Origin of the sequence: Natronorubrum sp. A-ect3, from assembly GCF_041821125.1 — an archaeon.
Lineage (GTDB): Archaea > Halobacteriota > Halobacteria > Halobacteriales > Natrialbaceae > Natronorubrum > Natronorubrum bangense.
On record NZ_JBGUBB010000001.1, the window covers coordinates 1,281,753 to 1,299,193 of the forward strand.

Annotated in this window: 20 protein-coding genes and 2 tRNA genes; 15 read left to right on the plus strand and 7 right to left on the minus strand. The window is 64.3% G+C overall.

Annotated features, from left to right (window positions below; genetic code table 11):
• Window position 1: 1 nt before the first annotated feature.
• The 5 genes from ACERJA_RS06480 (at window position 2) to ACERJA_RS06500 (ending at window position 6,365) form a co-directional block, all read left to right on the plus strand.
• A complete protein-coding gene (locus ACERJA_RS06480) occupies window positions 2-2,080 on the plus strand; it encodes a hydantoinase/oxoprolinase family protein (protein ID WP_373607413.1) in 2,079 nt (692 codons plus the stop codon).
• Window positions 2,080-3,732, plus strand: a complete 1,653-nt coding sequence (locus ACERJA_RS06485; protein ID WP_373607414.1) for a hydantoinase B/oxoprolinase family protein — start codon at window positions 2,080-2,082, stop codon at window positions 3,730-3,732. The genes ACERJA_RS06480 and ACERJA_RS06485 overlap by 1 nt, the downstream gene beginning before the upstream one ends.
• A gap of 5 nt (window positions 3,733-3,737) precedes the next feature.
• Entirely contained in the window at window positions 3,738-4,472 is a 735-nt protein-coding gene (locus tag ACERJA_RS06490) for an aspartate/glutamate racemase family protein (protein WP_373607415.1), read from the plus strand.
• Window positions 4,473-4,554: 82 nt separating this feature from the next.
• Window positions 4,555-5,325, plus strand: a complete 771-nt coding sequence (locus ACERJA_RS06495) for a coenzyme F420-0:L-glutamate ligase (RefSeq protein ID WP_373607416.1) — start codon at window positions 4,555-4,557, stop codon at window positions 5,323-5,325.
• Between the two features lie 20 nt (window positions 5,326-5,345).
• Window positions 5,346-6,365, plus strand: coding sequence for a 5,10-methylenetetrahydromethanopterin reductase (locus ACERJA_RS06500; protein WP_373607417.1), 1,020 nt, complete (start codon window positions 5,346-5,348; stop codon window positions 6,363-6,365).
• 20 nt (window positions 6,366-6,385) lie between these two features.
• On the opposite strand, the gene ACERJA_RS06505 is transcribed toward ACERJA_RS06500, so the two are convergent.
• Complete coding sequence (locus ACERJA_RS06505; RefSeq protein WP_006065988.1) at window positions 6,386-6,586, minus strand: hypothetical protein; 201 nt, start codon at window positions 6,584-6,586, stop codon at window positions 6,386-6,388.
• A 202-nt stretch (window positions 6,587-6,788) separates the two neighbouring features.
• On the opposite strand from ACERJA_RS06505, the gene ACERJA_RS06510 reads away from it, so the two are divergent.
• The 6 genes from ACERJA_RS06510 to yciH all read left to right on the plus strand — a co-directional run bounded on the left by ACERJA_RS06510 (window position 6,789) and on the right by yciH (window position 12,187).
• A complete protein-coding gene (locus ACERJA_RS06510; protein WP_373607418.1) occupies window positions 6,789-7,019 on the plus strand; it encodes a hypothetical protein in 231 nt (76 codons plus the stop codon).
• A 93-nt stretch (window positions 7,020-7,112) separates the two neighbouring features.
• The gene (locus tag ACERJA_RS06515; RefSeq protein WP_006065986.1) at window positions 7,113-7,307 is read left to right on the plus strand and encodes a cold-shock protein; all 195 of its coding nucleotides are present in this window, start codon (window positions 7,113-7,115) and stop codon (window positions 7,305-7,307) included.
• 148 nt (window positions 7,308-7,455) lie between these two features.
• Window positions 7,456-8,430 (plus strand): AAA family ATPase, encoded by a 975-nt coding sequence (locus tag ACERJA_RS06520; RefSeq protein ID WP_373607419.1) that lies wholly within the window; start codon window positions 7,456-7,458, stop codon window positions 8,428-8,430.
• 2 nt (window positions 8,431-8,432) lie between these two features.
• The gene (locus tag ACERJA_RS06525) at window positions 8,433-9,524 is read left to right on the plus strand and encodes a DUF58 domain-containing protein (RefSeq protein WP_373607420.1); all 1,092 of its coding nucleotides are present in this window, start codon (window positions 8,433-8,435) and stop codon (window positions 9,522-9,524) included.
• Window positions 9,521-11,806, plus strand: coding sequence for a transglutaminaseTgpA domain-containing protein (locus ACERJA_RS06530; protein ID WP_373607421.1), 2,286 nt, complete (start codon window positions 9,521-9,523; stop codon window positions 11,804-11,806). The genes ACERJA_RS06525 and ACERJA_RS06530 overlap by 4 nt, the downstream gene beginning before the upstream one ends.
• A gap of 87 nt (window positions 11,807-11,893) precedes the next feature.
• On the plus strand, window positions 11,894-12,187 hold the full coding sequence (gene yciH, locus ACERJA_RS06535; RefSeq protein ID WP_006065982.1) for a stress response translation initiation inhibitor YciH: 294 nt from the start codon (window positions 11,894-11,896) through the stop codon (window positions 12,185-12,187).
• Between the two features lie 117 nt (window positions 12,188-12,304).
• Here yciH and ACERJA_RS06540 read toward each other — a convergent pair whose 3' ends face one another.
• Window positions 12,305-12,679, minus strand: a complete 375-nt coding sequence (locus ACERJA_RS06540; RefSeq protein WP_373607422.1) for a rhodanese-like domain-containing protein — start codon at window positions 12,677-12,679, stop codon at window positions 12,305-12,307.
• 191 nt (window positions 12,680-12,870) lie between these two features.
• On the opposite strand from ACERJA_RS06540, the gene ACERJA_RS06545 reads away from it, so the two are divergent.
• A complete protein-coding gene (locus ACERJA_RS06545) occupies window positions 12,871-13,116 on the plus strand; it encodes a hypothetical protein (RefSeq protein ID WP_373607423.1) in 246 nt (81 codons plus the stop codon).
• A gap of 106 nt (window positions 13,117-13,222) precedes the next feature.
• Here the strand turns inward: ACERJA_RS06545 and ACERJA_RS06550 are convergent, their stop codons facing one another.
• From ACERJA_RS06550 to rimI, 4 genes are all read right to left on the minus strand, one after another.
• Entirely contained in the window at window positions 13,223-13,795 is a 573-nt protein-coding gene (locus ACERJA_RS06550; protein WP_373607424.1) for an NUDIX hydrolase, read from the minus strand.
• Window positions 13,796-13,860: 65 nt separating this feature from the next.
• Window positions 13,861-14,271, minus strand: coding sequence for a DUF5809 family protein (locus ACERJA_RS06555; RefSeq protein WP_373607425.1), 411 nt, complete (start codon window positions 14,269-14,271; stop codon window positions 13,861-13,863).
• A 45-nt stretch (window positions 14,272-14,316) separates the two neighbouring features.
• Window positions 14,317-14,745, minus strand: a complete 429-nt coding sequence (locus tag ACERJA_RS06560; protein WP_373607426.1) for a DUF5810 domain-containing protein — start codon at window positions 14,743-14,745, stop codon at window positions 14,317-14,319.
• Between the two features lie 77 nt (window positions 14,746-14,822).
• On the minus strand, window positions 14,823-15,305 hold the full coding sequence (rimI, locus tag ACERJA_RS06565) for a ribosomal protein S18-alanine N-acetyltransferase (protein ID WP_373607427.1): 483 nt from the start codon (window positions 15,303-15,305) through the stop codon (window positions 14,823-14,825).
• Between the two features lie 365 nt (window positions 15,306-15,670).
• On the opposite strand from rimI, the gene ACERJA_RS06570 reads away from it, so the two are divergent.
• From ACERJA_RS06570 to ACERJA_RS06580, 3 genes are all read left to right on the plus strand, one after another.
• Complete coding sequence (locus tag ACERJA_RS06570; RefSeq protein WP_373607428.1) at window positions 15,671-15,817, plus strand: hypothetical protein; 147 nt, start codon at window positions 15,671-15,673, stop codon at window positions 15,815-15,817.
• A 53-nt stretch (window positions 15,818-15,870) separates the two neighbouring features.
• Window positions 15,871-16,560: a hypothetical protein gene (locus tag ACERJA_RS06575; protein WP_373607429.1), complete on the plus strand. Its 690-nt coding sequence runs from the start codon at window positions 15,871-15,873 to the stop codon at window positions 16,558-16,560.
• A gap of 111 nt (window positions 16,561-16,671) precedes the next feature.
• Window positions 16,672-16,745: transfer RNA gene (locus ACERJA_RS06580), tRNA-Lys, on the plus strand.
• A gap of 523 nt (window positions 16,746-17,268) precedes the next feature.
• Here the strand turns inward: ACERJA_RS06580 and ACERJA_RS06585 are convergent.
• A tRNA-Cys gene (locus ACERJA_RS06585) sits at window positions 17,269-17,344 on the minus strand.
• Window positions 17,345-17,441 lie beyond the last annotated feature (97 nt).

Below are 17,441 nucleotides of genomic sequence, written 5' to 3' on the forward strand. Positions count from 1 at the left end.
CATGGCAGATTCAGAGACACACGACACGGCGACGGACGTATCGAACGACAGCACCGAAACCACCAGCGACGAGGCCACGCGAATCGGCGTTGACGTTGGCGGGACGTTCACCGACGTCGCGCTCTCGGTCGACGACCGACTCGTCACCGCGAAGGTGCCTTCGACCGACCCCCAGCATCTGGGCGTCCTCGAGGGCCTGTACAAAGCCTGTGAGCGAGCGGACATCGATCCCAGCGAGATCGACGAGTTCGCCCACGCGATGACCGTCTCGGTCAACGCCTTGCTCGAGCGCGGCGGCGCGAAGACCGCCCTCGTCACGACCGAGGGGTTCCGCGACGTACTCGAGATCGGTCGCCAGGATCGGCCGGATCTCTACGACCTCGAGGCCGAGAAACCCGAACCCGTCGTCCCACGCGAACGGCGCTTCGAGATCGACGAGCGGACGACGCCAGCGGGCGTCGAGACGCCGGTCGACCCCGAAGACGTCCGCGACCTCGCGGCGACGCTGCGCGACCGCGACGTCGAGGCGGTCGCGATCTGTTTGCTGCATGCCTACGCCGACCCCGAGAACGAACAGCTCGTCGCGGAGACGCTGCGCGAGGAACTCGAGGTCCCCGTTTCGGCCTCGAACGAGGTGCTCGCGGAGTTCCGTGAGTTCGAGCGCACGTCGACGACGGCCGTCGACGCCTACGTCCGGCCCGCGATCGACACCTACGTCGGCCGGCTGGTCGAGGAAGCCGAAGACGCCGGGGTGCCGGCACCGCAGATCATGCAGGCAAACGGTGGGATCGCCGACCCCGAGACGGTGCGCGAACACGCCGTCACGACGACGATGTCCGGCCCCGCCGCGGGCGTCGTGGGCGCTGCAGCGACCGTCGACGACGACGACACCGAAGGGCTCGTCACCTTCGACATGGGCGGCACCTCGAGCGACGTGAGCCTCGTTCGGGACGGACAGGCAGCCCGGACCACCGACGCTGAGATCGCCGGCCTCCCGATCCGAACGCCGATGGTCGACGTCAACACCGTCGGCGCGGGCGGGGGCTCGATCGCGTGGGTCGACGCTGGCGGCGCGCTTCGCGTCGGCCCGCAGTCGTCGGGTGCCGACCCCGGCCCCGCCTGCTATGGCCGCGGCGGAACCGACCCAACCGTCACGGACGCCAACGTCGTCCTGGGCTACATCGGCCCTGAGACGGCACTCGGCGGCGAGATGACCCTCGATGTCGAGGCAGCCCACGACGCCCTCGAGCGACTGGCCGAGGAGGCCGGCCTCGAGAGCGCACTCGAGGCGGCCCGCGGCGTCTACCGCGTGGCCAACGCGACGATGACCCGGACGATCCGATCGGTGACGGTCGAACGCGGCCACGACCCCCGCGAGTTCGCACTCGTCGCCTTCGGCGGCGCGGGTCCGATGCACGCGACGGCGCTCGCCGACTCACTCGAGGTCAATCGCGTCGTCGTCCCACGACCGGGTGGGGTGCTCTCGGCGTTCGGGCTGCTCGCAGCCGATGAAAGCTATGACGCCGTGCGAACGGTCGGCGTTGGACTCGACGGCGCAGAAACGGCCCGGCTCGAGGACGTCTACGACGACCTCGTCGAGGACGTGCTCGCGGACGCCTCCGATCGCGAGGCGGCACGCGTCGAACGCGCGGCCGACTGCCGGTATGCGGGCCAGAGTTTCGAGCTGACCGTCCCCGTCGACGAGTCGTTCGACCGTACGGCGGTCGCGACACGGTTCCACGAAGCCCACGAACAGGCCTATGGCTACGCAATGGAGGAATCGATCGAGATCGTCAACCTCCGGGCGACGGCAACCGTTCCCGGCACTGACCCCGTCGTTCGCCACGACGGCGCGGGCGACGCGCTCGTCGGCACTCGGGAGGCGCACTTCCCCGGGATCGGCACCGAGCCGCGAAAGGCGACCGTCTACGCGCGCGACCGCCTCGAGGCGGGCGCGACGATTTCCGGACCAGCGGTTCTCGAACAGGCCGAAAGTACGACCGTCGTCCCGCCGACCTGGGCGGGCGAAATCCTCGCTGATGGAACCCTCGTGCTGACTCGAGAGGGGGTGGACAACTGATGACGACAGACCAACTGCAGCCGACCGCCGACAGTATCGACCCTGTGACCCTCGAGGTCCTGCGAAACCAACTCGAAAGCGTCGCCGAAGAGATGGGCCAGACCCTGATCCGTGGCGCGTACTCGCCGAACATCAAGGAACGCCGTGACTGCTCGACGGCGCTGTTCGACGCCGAAGGGCGGATGATCGCGCAGGCCGAACACATTCCGGTCCACCTTGGCGCGATGCCCGCGTCCGTCGACGCCGTCCGCGAGTACGACCCGAAGCCGGGCGACGTCTTCGTACTCAACGACCCCTTCAGAGGCGGGACACACCTCCCTGACGTGACGATGGTCTCGCCGCTTGCGCCACCCAACGGCGACGATGAGGGTGAAATCGTCGGCTACGCCGTCTCTCGAGCCCACCACGCCGACGTCGGTGGGATGACGCCCGGGAGCATGCCCGCTGGTGCACGGGAGATCTATCAGGAGGGGCTTCGGCTCCCACCAACGCGGCTCGTCGACGGCGGCGAACCCCGCGAAGACGTCCGTGCGCTGATCCTCGCGAACGTCCGCAATGCCACCGAACGCCGCGCCGACCTTCGCGCCCAGCTTGCGGCCAACGAACGCGCTGAGGATCGACTTGCCGCGCTGTTCAGCGAACACGGCCGTGGGACCGTCCTCGCCGGCTTCGACGCCGTCATCGACTACTCCCACGAGCGGATCGCCGACGAGATCGACGCCCTGCCCGACGGCAGCTATCAGGCGAGCGACGTTCTCGAGGGCGACGGCATCACCGACGACGATATCGAAATCTGCGTTACCGTAACCATCGACGGCGAGTCGATCGACGTCGACTTCTCGGGGACCGACGACCAGCTCGAGGGGAACCTGAACGCGCCACTGGCGGTCGCCAAGAGCGCGACCTACTTCGTCGTCCGCTGTGTGACCGACCCAGAAATCCCGCCGAATCACGGCTGTTACGAACCGGTGAGCGTCTACGCACCTGAAGGGTCACTGCTGAATCCGGAGGTCCCCGCGGCGGTCGTCGGCGGCAACGTCGAGACCAGCCAGCGGGTCACGGACGTCGTCTTCACCGCACTCGCCGAGGCCACGCCCGAGCGTGTCCCCGCCCAGAGTCAAGGGACGATGAACAACCTGACCATCGGCGGCCGGGATAGCTCCTTTACCTACTACGAGACGATCGCCGGCGGCTTCGGCGCACGCGCCGACCGCGACGGGATGGACGGCGTGCAGGTCGGAATGACGAACACGCTCAACACGCCCATCGAGTCGCTCGAGACCGAGTACCCGCTTCGCATCGATCGCTACGCGTTCCGGGCCGACAGCGGCGGTCGTGGCAAGTTTCGCGGCGGCCTCGGCCTCGAGCGAACGGTCACCGTCGAGACGGATGCGACGGTCTCGCTGCTGACCGAACGCCGTCGCCACGCGCCACGGGGTGTCGCCGGCGGCGAGAACGGTGCCACCGGCGAGAACCTGATCGATGGCGAGCCCGTCGCGGCGAAGACGACCGTCGACGTCGACGCCGGGACCACGGTGACGGTGCGAACGCCCGGCGGCGGCGGCCACGGCGACGCCGACGAGCGCGACCCCGAAGCGCTCGAGGCCGACCGCGCTGCCGGCAAGCGAACCGAGTCCAACGAGGAGGCGTGACCGCGATGGACCCCGACGCCGACGCGAGCGGCCGACTGGGGCTGGTCGTCCCCTCCTCGAACACGACGGCCGAGCCGGAGTTTCGCCACGCCTTGCCCAACGACATCACCGTCCACGGCGCGCGCATGGCACTCGAGTCCGTAACCGTCGACGCGCTCGACGCGATGAGTGACGACGCGGCGCGGGCAGCCGAGTTGCTGGGTCACGCCGACGTCGACGCGGTCGCCTACGCCTGTACCACCGGCAGCCTCCTCCACGGGCCGGGGTTCGACGCCGAACTCGAGGCCCGACTGGAGGATGCGGCCGGCGTGCCGGCGGTCGCGACGGCTCGGTCGGTCGTCCGTGCCCTCGAGGCCCTCGACGCCGACCGGATCGCGGTGCTGACGCCGTACACCGCTGACCTCGACGAGAAAGAACGCGCGTTCCTCGAGGCCGCCGGGTTCGAGGTGTCGACGATCGAGGGTCGTGGAATCGAGGCGAACACCGAGATCGGCGCGCTGACACCAGCGGACGCGACCCGACAGGTGGAAACGAGCCTCGGAGACGCGGCCATCGGCGACGACGTCGACGCTGTCTTCATCTCCTGTACGAACTACCGCTCGCTCGCCGCCGTTTCGGGCCTCGAGGCGACGCTCGAGGTGCCGGTACTCACGAGCAACGGGGCGACGCTGTGGGACGTCTGTAGGGTCGCCGGCGTCGACTGCGACGGGCCGGGTGTGCTGTTCGACCGCGAACCGTAAGGTCGGCGAACGCCATCCCGAAACAGTGACTCCATTCTCCGGTGACGGTGCGCTTTTGACGCCGGTGTCCTACCCATCGAGTATGGAACTCACCCCAGTGACGGATCTGCCCGAGATCCGTCCCGGCGACGACATCGCAGCCCTCGTCGCGGATCGGGCCGATCTCGAGGCCGGTGACGTCCTCACGGTCGCGAGCACGATCGTCTCGAAGGCTGAGGGGCGAATGGCGGATCTCGAGGACTACCCTGTCAGCGGCCGTGCCGAGGAGATCGCCGACCGACTCGAGGAGCTCACTGGCGAGGAGAAAGACCCGCGGTTCGCACAGGCCGTCTTGGAGGAGAGCACGGAGTTGCTGATCGACGCCCCCTTCCTGCTGACCGAGACCCGGTTCGGACACATCAGCGTCAACGCGGGCATCGATCGCTCGAACGTGCCGAATCACGACATCTTGCTCCTGCCGAAGAAACCGACCGAGAGCGCCGAGCGGATTCGGTCGGGGCTCGCGGCCCGCGGAATCGAGGACGTCGCCGTGATCGTCACCGACACCTGCGGCCGGCCGTTCCGTCACGGCCAACGTGGCGTTGCACTCGGCTGGGCGGGGATGCCCGCGAGCCGGGACTGGCGTGGCGAACTCGACCGTGACGGCCACGAACTCGGTGTCACCGTCCAGTCCGTGGTCGACGAACTCGCATCGGCGGCGAACCTCGTCACTGGGGAGGGTGCCGGCGGAACGCCCGCCGTCGTCGTCCGCGACTGGGCGTTCGGCGACCACGCGGGCAGCGACGAACTGTTCCGATCGGTCGAGGACGACCTCGTTCGACAGGCGCTACGGGAGTGGAGTATCGACGACTGAGCACGATTTTGACTGTACTTATGACAGAGAACACGACGACCGACGAGCCGACCTGGGGTATCGAACTGACGCCGGAGCATCCGCCGGAGCGCATCGCCGAGCTGGCGGCACTGGCCGAGAACGAAGGCTACGACGTCGCCTTCACGAGCAGCCACTACTTCAACCGCGACCCGTTCGTGACGCTCTCGCGAATGGTCGAGGCCACCGACGAGATCAGACTCGGACCGGGCATCGTCAATCCCTACGAGACCCATCCCGTCCGACTGGCGGCCCAGACGGCGACGATCGACGAGCTCAGCGACGGCCGCGCCGTTTTCGGCGTCGGTGCTGGCGACCGCTCCTCGCTTGCCAACCTCGGTATCGAGCGCGACAGCCCGCTGCGGCGCGTCCTCGAGACGTTCGACGTCGCTCGTGACCTCTGGGCGGGCGAGACCGTCACCCACGAGGGGACGTTCACCGCCCGCGACGCCTCGCTCAACCTCGAGTCTTGTGAGATTCCGACCTACGTCGGCGCACAGGGCCCACACATGCTCCGGATGAGCGCGAAACACGCCGACGGCGTTCTGATCAACGCCGCCCATCCGAAAGACCTCGAGTGGTCGGCCGGCCAACTCGAGCAGGGACTTGCGGACCGACCCGACGAGTATGGCGAGTTCGAGGCGCTCGCGTTCGCAAGCGTCAGCGTCGCTGCAGACGAAACTGAGGCGCGCGAGGCAGCCCGTCCACCCGTGGCGTTCATCGTCGGCGGCGCAGCCGACCCCGTGTTGGCACGCCACGATATCGACCGCGAGGCCGCCGGCGACGTCAGTGCAGCCTTAGAACGGGGCGACCTGAACGACGCCTTCGGGCACGTCACCGACGACATGATCGATGCCTTCTGTATCGCCGGCACGACCGAGACCGTCGCCGACCGGTTCGAGGCGGCACTCGAGCACGTCGACGGCATCGTCGTCGGCTCGCCACTGGGGCCGGATCTCGAGGACGCCGTCGTCCGCGCGAGCGAGGCGCTGGAAGAGGCGACAGCGCGCACAGAGAAATAACGCTCCGCTGGAAAGTCGAGTTAGCTTGAGCTCGAGGAAAAGAGGCTACCGATCGCACCGAGGGTCAGCAGGCCGAAGACGCCGAGCGTGAAGGCGACCAGAATCGTGCCGATCAGGACGAGCAGCGGCGCAAGCCCCTCACCCATCGCGACATCGGCGAAATACTCGTTCATCTCGATGATGTTATCCACGATCACGTTCATTGGTGTGACGGTATCCATGTGCGGGGATTGTCACCGATGCTACTTGGCGATGCCGGTCCAGCGTCGTCGCGAGATGGGACCGAGGGAACTGACCGGGCACTGATCACACAGTGTGTCGTGCGAGCTGGCATGCGGTCGATGACGACGGTCGCCACGAGAACCCACCAACACAGCCCACACGGTCGGAGCGACTATACGCCCGACGCTCGTAGACGCCACCGTGACCGACGACGCGACACTCTCGGAATTCGGTTCACCCACGGAGTCCGACGACCCCGTCGAGCAGGCATCAGCCTCGAGTGGGGACGACGCGGATGCTCCGGACGGAGCCGACAGCGGGCTCTCGACGTACGCGTGGGGAACGTATCGTTGTCAGCAGTGTGACGCCGAAACGGAACGCGTCTGGCGTGCAGACGGACAGCTCGTCTGTCCAGCCTGCAAGCGCTGGTAAGCACGTTTCAACGGTCCAAGCAGGAACTCGTGCTTGCCCATCGACAAATACCCCCGAAGGTTTATATCTCAGTCGGGGGTTTGTACACACGCAATGGCGAAAGGTACGGTCGACTTCTTCAACGACACTGGCGGCTATGGCTTCATCGAAACTGACGACGCAGACGACGACGTGTTCTTCCACATGGAAGACGTCGGCGGTCCTGACCTCGAGGAGGGGCAGGAAGTCGAGTTCGACATCGAGCAGGCCGACAAGGGCCCGCGTGCGACGAACGTCACACGCCTATAAAGCGGTCCAGTCGTAGTGGTATCGTTCTCTGACTGCTACTCGAACAGCGACGGGTACGTGGTTCGACACAAAACATATGTTCGGAAGTCGCTTTTGACGTACGCATGAGAGGTTCGATCGGGTCCTCGCGTCGATATGTGTTCGAGCCATGACCGATGCCAATCCGCCGGCCGAAAGCGAGAGCAGGCCACCAACTGAGACAGTTACCGTCTCACAGGTTGCCGATCTCTGTGCCGAAATCGAAACCAACGTCGCCGACGTCATCGTCGGCCACGACGACGCGATCGAACACGTCGTCACCGCCATGCTCGCCCGGGGCCACGTCCTGCTCGAGGACGTTCCCGGCGTCGGCAAGACGATGCTCGCCCGGTCGATTGCGACGTCCGTCGACTGCCCGTTCAGTCGCGTCCAGTTCACCCCCGATCTCCTTCCGGCCGACGTCACCGGGGTGAACGTCTTTAATCAAAAAACACGAGAGTTCGAGTTCCAGTCCGGTCCTATCTTCGCCAACGTCGTGCTGGGCGATGAGATCAACCGCGCACCACCGAAAACGCAGTCGGCGCTGCTCGAGGCGATGGAAGAACAACAGGTGACTGTCGACGGAGACACCCGTGAGCTGCCCGATCCGTTTACCGTCATCGCGACCCAGAACACCACCGAACCCAACCGAACCTACGACCTCCCGTTTGCCGAACTCGACCGCTTTATGAAGAAACTCGAGCTCGGCTACCCCGATCCCGAGGAGGAAGCCGAGTTGCTAGGTCGAACAGTCGGTCACCACCCCATCGACTCACTCGAGCCGGTAACCGACCGCGAGACGCTCGTGGCCGCTCGCGAGACCGTTGCTAACGTGCGAGTCGAGACGCCGGTTCGGGAGTACGCCACCCGACTGGTCGGCGACACCCGCGAACACGCCCACATCGGCGTCAGTCCCCGGGGGACGATCGCACTCCTGCGTGCAGCCCAGGCTCGAGCCGTCGTCAACGGCCGCGAGTACGTCCTCCCCGACGACATCCAGACCGAAGCCCCCGTTGTCCTTCCACATCGTATCAAGACGGCCGGCCGCGACCGCGACGGAGCCACACTCGTCGAAGACGCACTCGAGCGCGTCCCCGTGGAGTAACCATGCGACTGACCATCCGCGGCTGGGCTGTCGTCGTCGTCGTGCTCGCTTCAGTTGCGATGGCCTGGCAGTATGGCCCACGGGCGCTGAACGCCGTCGTCACGCCACTGCTGGTCGTGCTGGTCGCCGGGCTGGTCGTGACTGCCCGGGCAGACCGTCCCGAGATCAGCCGTCCGCCGGTCGATGACGGATTCGTTGGCGACCAGCGAACGGTCGACCTCGAGATCGAAACCAACGCGACCGTCGCAGCGACCGTCCACGAACCCGTCGGCGATGGGCTCTCGATCGATGGAACCGACGCGGACACCGCGGACGACAGCAGCGACACGGGTCGGAGCCTCGTCCTCGAGACGATCCTCGAGGGCGACGATCGGTTCAGCTACGAGATTCGGCTCACCGACCGCGGCGAAAGGCAGACCGGCCCGCTCACGATCACTATCAGCGACGTGTTTGGCCTGGTTGAGCGTCGGTTCAGCGACGAGCAGCGGACGTCGGTGCTCGTCTATCCACGCGTCCACGAACTGGCTGGCGCTGCCGGAACCGATTTCCAGACGCTCGTCGAGACGACCGATAGACGGGCACGGGACGAGTTCGATCATCTGCGGGAGTACCGGCGTGGAGACGCGCTGAGTGACGTCAACTGGAAAGCCGCCGCCAAACGACCCGACGGCGACCTCGTCGTCACGGAGTACGCCAGAGACGAGAACGTCGGCTCCGCACTGATTGCCGCCGACTGTCCACCCGGCTGGGCAGACGAACTGGCAACGGCCGTCGCAAGCGTCACGACGCACTTGCTCGAGGACGGCGTCAACGTCGGCCTAAACGTGCCAGACGGCGACTACGAACCGGACTCGGGAGCAGCCCACTACCGCGAACTCCTCGCCCAGCTCGCCACGCTCGAGGCTGGCGAACTCGAGGAGCGACAGCGCCAGCAGGCAGACGTGCTGGTCCAGGCCGACGCCGACGGAACGCGGGTCGTCGTGAACGGGCGCGTCCTCCCGTTCGATCAGCTGACAGAACGAGATGGAACGGGATGGAACGAGCCCGCCGATCACGAACGGGACAGCGGGAGCGAGTCGGGGGTGGCCACATGAGCACAGACTCACGATCACACACCGGCGATCGAACGGCTCGTCTCGATCTCGAAGAGCCGATCGGGTCCACCCTGTTTCGACTGCTCGCGTGTGGGAGTATTCTGGTTCTGACGGCGTCGTACGTCCACGTCCTCCACGAGGTAACCCAGGTCGTCGGCGGGACACAGGCGCTGTTCGCCCTCGTCGGCGCAATGCTCGTGGCGGCGACAGCCCTCGCGTGGCTAATCCGGCCCCGGACGGCGACGGTCGGTGCAGTCGCTGCCGGAATCATCGGCTTTGCCTACTATCTCGAGCGCAGCGGCGTCGGCATCGGTATCGTCCGAACGGCGAGCGACACAGTGGTCTCCGATACGGCCGCGCTCGCGGCTGGGCTCCCGCTGCTCCGGATGGTCGAAGCAGGGATCTGGTCACTCGCGTTCGTCCCCGCACCCGTCTTCCTCTCGTGGTATCTCGCTGTTCGGGGCCGGTACGCACTCAGTGTGCTTCCTGGCGGCTTCGCGCTCGTCTTCCTCGTGTTGACCGGCGACGCGGGGACGATCGTTACCCTGGTCGGCACGCTCGCTGCTGTCGGGGCCATCGCCTTCGGCGAACTCGAGCGGCGAGGCGGCTCGATCGCGCAGGCGGACTTGCTCGCCGTTCTCTTTGCGCTGATCGTCGTCCTCTCGCTGTCGGTGACGTTCGTTCCCGGCGGCTCCGGGACGACAGAACAGTTCGCCGGGAGCGATCCAGGCACGCTCGAGGGAACGATGGACTTCGCCTCTGATCAATCCCAGATCGGCGGTCCAGTCGAGCTCTCGCCCGAAGTGCGGTTTACCGTCGAAGCTGAACAGGCATCCTACTGGCGAACGGGTGTGTACGATCGGTACACCGGCGATGGCTGGATTCGAACCGGTGAGAACAGGGCGTATGACGATCAACTGCCGGAACCGCCCGGGCAGTACGAACGCGTCTCACAGGTCGTTACCGCCGAAACCACGCTCGGTGTGATGCCGACGGCACCCCAGCCACTCGCCATCGACGGCGATCTCGCCCAGCACGCCGAACTCTCTCGACACGGACAGGTCCATCCCGAATCCCCAATCCTCGAGGGCGATCAGTACGCCGTCGAGAGTGCGATCGTCGACCCCGAGCCGGAACAGCTCCGGGCGGCGGGAACGGACTATCCCGAGCCGATCATCGACGGCTTCGACTACCTGCAGACGCCCGAAGGGACCTCGAGTGAGTTCGAGGACGAGACCGCATCGATCACCGCCGACGCCGAGACGCCGTACGACAAGGCAGTTGCCATCGAACACCATCTCCGGTCGTCGAAAGGCTACTCGCTCGACGTCGAGCGCCCCGACGGCAACGTCGCTGAGGCGTTCTTGTTCGAGATGGACGAGGGCTACTGTGTCTACTTCGCGACGACGATGGTCCAGATGCTGCGGACCGAGGATATTCCGGCTCGGTACGTCACTGGCTACACGAGCGGCCAGCAGGTCGCTGATGACGAACACGTCGTTCGCGGAACGGACGCCCACGCCTGGGTCGAGGTCTACTTCCCCGATCACGGCTGGGTTGCATTCGAGCCAACACCCGGCGACTCTCGCGATGCAGTCCACAGTGACCGCGTCGAACAGGCCCGCGAGGACGGCGACGAAAGCGTCGACACCGAAACGAGCGCCGACGACCCCGTCTCTGACACCGAACCCGACGAGATCGAACAGCCCGACGCCGACAACGGGATCGAAGAACCAGCGGACGGCCAGCCCGACTCCACCGACGAAAACGAAACGGTGACAGACGACCGCGAGTCGGAAGACACCGAGTCCGAGGCAGCCTCCAACGCGAGTGTCGACGACGATGACGGGCTGTGGAACAGCCTGTTATCACTGGTGACCGTCTCGCGTGAAACAGCCACAATCGGGCTGATCGCGCTCGTCGGGCTGGTCGCCGGCGTCCACCGAACCGGGGCGAGCGCCACCGCCCGTCGGGAACTCGGTCTCTACTGGCAACGCCCTCGAGACGACCCCAACCAGGATGCAGAGCGGGCCTACCAGCGCCTCGAGCAGCTGTTCGCCCGCGAGTATCGGCCACGAGAGCGATCGGAGTCGGCCCGACAGTATCTGGATGCCCTCGCGGCGGACGAGCACTCGATCGATCCACGGGCAAAAACGGTTCTCGAACGGTATGAACAGGCCGTATACGGCGGCGGCGTCAGCCAGGCAGCCGCCGACGAATCGGTCGCGATCGTCGACGATCTCACTCGAGCGCGGCTCCCAGCGCTCGGCAGATGGCGCTGATAATTCATTACACGCTCAAAAAGAATCACGCGACGGGATGCGGGTCCCGATAGTGTTTAATATGGCCGTTTCGTACCATCGACCGTAATGTCGGAAGTCTGCTCGACGTGCGGGCTGCCCGAGGAACTTTGCGTCTGCGAAGACGTGGCCAAGGGACAACAGCAACTCAATATCCGCATTGACGAGCGCAGATACGGAAAAGAGGTAACGATCGTCGAAGGATTCGATCCGAAGGATGTCGACTTAGACAGTCTCTCGTCGGATCTCAAGTCCAAATTCGCCTGTGGTGGGACTGTCGAAGACGACCACATCGAACTCCAGGGGAACCATACTGGCCGCATCGAGGATTTCCTTCGGGACCGCGGCTTCAACGTCGCCTGATGCCCGCGATGGTCTGAGACGACTTCCGAACCCCACGGCCGTCTCGCGTATCGCTTCTTCATCAACTGCGTTTTTTACACGACACGGACGTCCAGGCAACCAGTAGCGACAGCCTGCTCAAAAGGGAGATTCAGCGTTCGCGGATTCGTCAGTGTCATCGGCGTCGTCTGACTCGCTGACGAGTCCGAACTTCAGACCATACTTATCCAGCCCGCCCTCCATGCTCTCGACGCGGGCGTCCGCGGTACCCTCGTAGGAGCTGATGAGTCGGGCTGCCTGGATACTCGATTGGCCGTGTGGGCAGACGGTCACGATGTGGTCTTCGCCTTCGAGTTCTTCGATCCGGCTCGAGAGTTCGTGAAACGGAACGTTTTCGCTGTCAGGAATGCGGCTGTGTGCAAAGCTCCGCGCATCACGAATATCGACGATACACACGTCGGCATCGTCCTCGAGAAGGTCGTGGACTTCATTGGGAGAGATTTCGCCGTCCATCACATCCGGCTTGGGACGCCTGCAGAATAAGGCCACGGGTCGACCCCGACGCACAACTCCCCTCGCAGGCTACCCGGAGCGTCACTCGAGAACCTACTTCCGCCGACGGAGTTCCGAGAAACCATCTAAAACACTGACAGTCCGGTAGGTCGTCTATCCCGGTTATCTACGTGGGCGTCATTTGGTACCATATGAACAGCGAATTACTGACCTTCGAGGCCCTGTTCGTCGGCCAGCTCATCGGCTCGATCATCCTCGTCGTCGGACTGTTTCTCGGTGGCCTGACGACGCTGACAGCCGTCGGCGGCGCGATCATCCTGTGTTGTATCGTCGGGCTGGCAGTCATGGCAACGTTCGACGAGACACACGATCGAACGGTCGAGACACCCGGCGGCAGTGGTCGACTCCGTTCGCTCCTGAGTCGCGGTTCGAAGTAACCATAGTAGCCACTGCACGTCACTGCACACCAGATCGCCTGACGGCTATGCGATCTGTGTGTTCATCGGTTCAGGTGTTACTACAGCAGCCCGAACTGACGCCAACTCAGATCAATCCGTCTTCTTTCGCCAACAGCAGCGAGGTCAGTGTCGAGTCGTTTGCCGGCTGCTCGCGTGCACGCTCGAGCGCCGACTCGATCGGCACCGTCGTCACCTCGAGAAACTCGTTGTTGTCGAGTTCGCGCTCGCCAGGTTCGAGTCCCTCGGCGTAGACGACTCCCCGATCGTGACGAAGTACGCCGGTTGCGACCGCGTACTCCTGCAAGAGCGCGGTGCTCGATGGCTTGAAGCCAGTCTCTTCCTCAAGCTCGCGGGCTGCGGCGTGCGTGTAGGACTCTCCATCTTCGACGATTCCGGCTGGGAGTTCGAGATGCGTTTCCCGGATCGTCGGCCGATACTGCTCGACGAACAGCAGGTGATCTCCATCAGTTCCGTCGACGGACTCGAGAACGTCGGCGCTGATTCGGGCAACCACAACCACTGCCGGCGGCAGGTCCGCCCAGTAGTACCGTTTCTCGGTGCCGTCAGGTTGCTCGAGCAAGTCGTACCCACCGTCGTACCACGGCGTCTCGTACTCGGTGACTTCCTCGCGGAGGTCCCACTCGTCAGGTGTCGTCATTACCACGGAGTGTTGGTCTCGAGGCCGTAATAGATGCCGTTTCGTCGGTTCCGGTGACTGTGTGATCAGATCCGCTCTCGATAGAGCCGGCCAAACGCCTGCCGTCGAAGTGTCGCAATCGCTGCCTCCTCTTCGTTCTGGAACGTGGCGGCAACGGCCTCGTCGCCAGGACCGGCGTGCCAGACGACACGGTCGACGTTCTCGTGGCCAACGACGGTGACGTCGCCGTTGTACGAGTCCTGCCAGTCGTCGAACGCCTCGCGACTCCCGACGTGGACCTCGAGCAGGCTTGCAAACAGTGCATCCCGTGCTGTCTCGACGACGTCGCCCGTGACACGGTCGTCGTACTCCTCGCGGTCGAACTCCATGGCCTTTGCAACCTCGCGAACGACGGTCTGTGCCGCTGGCCCGATAGCTTCGTAGTACTCACGCGCTTCCTCGATCGACGCAGGCGAAACCGTCCCGACAGTGTGCATACCTCGACGTGCTTGGGGCATCAAGTTACCAGTTACGCGTTTGGCCTACGTCCTCGGGTCGTCCGTCGACCCCGTTGCAGCCGTGGTTTCGTCGGCAGAACCGTCATCGTCATCATCAGACGCCATCTGCTGGGTCAGTTCCCTTGCCTCTTCGAGGACGCTTTCGGCTTCAGCAGACATCGCCCCGCGGCCGGGCTGGCGACTCTGCCGGGCAAGTCCTTCCTCGAGTGATTCTGGACGGCCATGGTCGTGTCCGTGGCTCGACGCCTCGACTCCAGATGTATCGATCTCAGGAGCGTACTGGCTGACAATCTCACCCAACTCCTCGGGTGTGCACTCACTCCACTCGGGGGCGTGCTCAGCGAGCCACTCGCTGTGGTCTTGCCGGCCAAGCGAGGCGGTGATCGCGAGGTGATTCGCGAGATGGACGGCGTCTGCCTGTTCGGTGTCACAGACGGGGCAGGCGTAGCTCATGCTCGCTACTAGGAGCGCCGACAGTAAAACGCCACGCCCGACAGCGCTCGACGAGAGCGCTCACACGAGTCGATCAGTTACTCGAGTTTCCGAATCATCACGATTGCGTCCTCGCCGTCCTCGTAGTAGCCCGGAGCGAGCCGAAGCGGCTCGAAACCGAACTCTCGGTAGAGTCGCTTCGCGCCGTCGTTCGAGCATCGAACCTCGAGTTTGACTGTCTCGGCACCGTGGGCCGCAAGCACAGCAAGTGCCTGTGTAAGAAGCGCGGTGCCGACGCCCGTTCCACGGCGGTCGGGATAGACGGCGATATCCTTGACGTGGCCGAGTCGCTGTCCGAAGTTCTGCGTGACATCGGCAACGATGTAGCCGACGATCGCATCGGCTCCATCGAGCGCGACGAGAAAGCCAGGCTCACCGAGAAACCGTTCGAAAGCGTTGTAGGGCCATGGCTGGGCGAACGACTCGTTCTCGATACGGACGACAGCGAGCAGATCGGCCCGCTCAGCGGCCCGAATCGAGAGCCCGCCGCCATCGCCGATCCCGGGTGCCTGCGTTGTCACGCTCGAAGATAGCGCGTCGAGTACCAAAAATAGTACTGGCGCCCGATCGTCTCACTTGATACGGCCTGCTGTACCGGTGCGGCCCAGGACTGCTCGCGGTCGTGCCAGAAATAACGCACAGCAGACCATATCAGTCGTTCATTCTCGAAGGCTGCCTCACTTATCGGAGGCTTTTGCCGCAAACAGCAAACGACACGACAGCGCGAACTGACTCGCACCCTGACGTGCCGGGGCGTACAGCCTCAGCGCAGACCAAGCCAACACGAGGTGTCCGGGATAGCGGCATCACTAACCGATAGGCCCAAGCAGGGGTATCGCTTGCAGCCGAAGCCGTACTTATGCACCCGCCGTTCGAAGGCGTATCCATGACTGATACGGCCGAATGTAAACCAAAGCCGATCTCTCACGAACACGAAGACGACGACCGGGACGACGCTCATCTCGACGACATCGAAGAAGGAGCAGGGTGCACAGAGATCTGGGAGCACCTCGCCGAGAAACGCGGTGAATAAGCTGCTGGCACAGGTAGCGACATTTTTCCCCCTAAGTCTCCTACTGAAAGACCATGACTGATAATCGACCCGGTACACACCGCCGTCGTGACGACGACCGCTCAATCCCGACGGACCGCGAGTCGCCCGTCGGTGCACCAGTTATCCGGGGCGACGAATCGGTCACCGGTACTCGTGCTCGCGACGCTGTTCAGTTCAATCCTGACGATCCCAACAGTCTCGCTGACGCCGCCGAGACCGTCCGCCAGTTCGCCAACGGCGAAATCAACGACGATCACCTCTACATGCTTCGCGGTGCCGCTGCCTGTGCTGCTCTTGTTCGTGGTGAAGGGTCGTACAAGGCCGCAGCCGAACGTGCCGGCGGCGATACAACCGTCTCGTTCATTCGAAAGTGGGCTCGCGTCCACGACCTCCCCCGATCGGTCCGTAAACAGGTTGCACTCGGCCGTATCGCACCCACAGCCGCCAAACACATCGCCCGCGTCGGCGGCGAAGCGCGACTCCTCCTTGCATGGGCCACCCTCGACGGACCCCTTACCGTCCGCGAGGTCCGCAGCATTGCAAGCGCTGTCAACAACGACACCCCGATCGAACACGCACTCGCCGAACACGGCGTAACGCTCGGTCAACTCGAGCTTACGCTCTCGCCCCCAACTTACCGTGATCTCCGCCGCCAAGCCTCGATCGATGGCGTCGAACCCGGGACGATCGTTAGCGACGCACTCGAGGAGTACTTCGAGTGACGGTCACAGTACGCATGTCGGCTTTCCACACGATTATGCCCCCTCGAGACCGTCCGCTGGCCGACGAAGAAAGAAACGTTTAACCACATAACCCCAAAAGTAGGATGTACAGGGCCGGTAGCTCAGTCTGGCAGAGCGTCTGGCTTTTAACCAGACGGTCGCGTGTTCAAATCGCGCCCGGCCCGCTACTCTGCTGCGAACAAATACGTGCGGAGCAGTTCGCGTATCCGAAGCGATTTGAACGAGACCAGGAAGACACAGCGAAGCTGTTCCGTGATGACGGGAGCGCCTTGTGCTCTCGAACCACGAGCATTTCCGGGTAGTTCATAATCGCGCCCGACCCGCTTCTACGACGAACAACTCCGTGAGCGACAGGTAGCAACAGTTGATCCAAACCAGACAGCCCGGATTGTCCGGCCACCCCAGCGACGGACCGCTCTAGCGAGTGCTGGCTTATATTAATGCGCTGTCTTTTTGATCCGAAATTACACACCACCTCGTCACCGCGGTTAGACTTGAGGTCGAACACGACGCTCATCAGAATCACCCCGGATATACGCTGCTGTAACTCCCGGATCACGCTCACGCTGTGCGTCGAGATCGAACTCCATAATTGTGGGCGCAGGATCTAGCGAGTGACACAGCCAAGGCTTGAACCGACCGCTCGAGCGCAGTAACACGTCTGTCGGCGTTGGAGTATCGTAGAAAAGCCAAGGGCCGGATTTGAACCGGCGGTGGGCGGCTCTGCAGGCCGCTGCGTTCGGCCGGACTCTGCCACCTTGGCGCACCTGAATATTATTGTTGCGTTCGTTTAAGCATAGCGGTACGGCACGAGCGGTGTGTCATGACCACGCAATCCATAAATACGAAAACCCCCAGCA

Coding starts and splice junctions, on each gene's coding strand:
- ACERJA_RS06520 (WP_373607419.1), top strand. CDS start 7,456: ATGACCGATGCCAATCCGCCGGCCGAAAGCGAGAGCAGGCCACCAACT.
- ACERJA_RS06525 (WP_373607420.1), top strand. CDS start 8,433: ATGCGACTGACCATCCGCGGCTGGGCTGTCGTCGTCGTCGTGCTCGCT.
- ACERJA_RS06505 (WP_006065988.1), bottom strand. CDS start 6,586: ATGGATACCGTCACACCAATGAACGTGATCGTGGATAACATCATCGAG.
- ACERJA_RS06575 (WP_373607429.1), top strand. CDS start 15,871: ATGACTGATAATCGACCCGGTACACACCGCCGTCGTGACGACGACCGC.
- ACERJA_RS06480 (WP_373607413.1), top strand. CDS start 2: ATGGCAGATTCAGAGACACACGACACGGCGACGGACGTATCGAACGAC.
- ACERJA_RS06540 (WP_373607422.1), bottom strand. CDS start 12,679: ATGGACGGCGAAATCTCTCCCAATGAAGTCCACGACCTTCTCGAGGAC.
- ACERJA_RS06560 (WP_373607426.1), bottom strand. CDS start 14,745: ATGAGCTACGCCTGCCCCGTCTGTGACACCGAACAGGCAGACGCCGTC.
- ACERJA_RS06530 (WP_373607421.1), top strand. CDS start 9,521: ATGAGCACAGACTCACGATCACACACCGGCGATCGAACGGCTCGTCTC.
- ACERJA_RS06555 (WP_373607425.1), bottom strand. CDS start 14,271: ATGCACACTGTCGGGACGGTTTCGCCTGCGTCGATCGAGGAAGCGCGT.
- ACERJA_RS06550 (WP_373607424.1), bottom strand. CDS start 13,795: ATGACGACACCTGACGAGTGGGACCTCCGCGAGGAAGTCACCGAGTAC.
- yciH (WP_006065982.1), top strand. CDS start 11,894: ATGTCGGAAGTCTGCTCGACGTGCGGGCTGCCCGAGGAACTTTGCGTC.
- ACERJA_RS06545 (WP_373607423.1), top strand. CDS start 12,871: ATGAACAGCGAATTACTGACCTTCGAGGCCCTGTTCGTCGGCCAGCTC.
- ACERJA_RS06515 (WP_006065986.1), top strand. CDS start 7,113: ATGGCGAAAGGTACGGTCGACTTCTTCAACGACACTGGCGGCTATGGC.
- ACERJA_RS06500 (WP_373607417.1), top strand. CDS start 5,346: ATGACAGAGAACACGACGACCGACGAGCCGACCTGGGGTATCGAACTG.
- ACERJA_RS06485 (WP_373607414.1), top strand. CDS start 2,080: ATGACGACAGACCAACTGCAGCCGACCGCCGACAGTATCGACCCTGTG.
- ACERJA_RS06570 (WP_373607428.1), top strand. CDS start 15,671: ATGACTGATACGGCCGAATGTAAACCAAAGCCGATCTCTCACGAACAC.
- ACERJA_RS06490 (WP_373607415.1), top strand. CDS start 3,738: ATGGACCCCGACGCCGACGCGAGCGGCCGACTGGGGCTGGTCGTCCCC.
- ACERJA_RS06495 (WP_373607416.1), top strand. CDS start 4,555: ATGGAACTCACCCCAGTGACGGATCTGCCCGAGATCCGTCCCGGCGAC.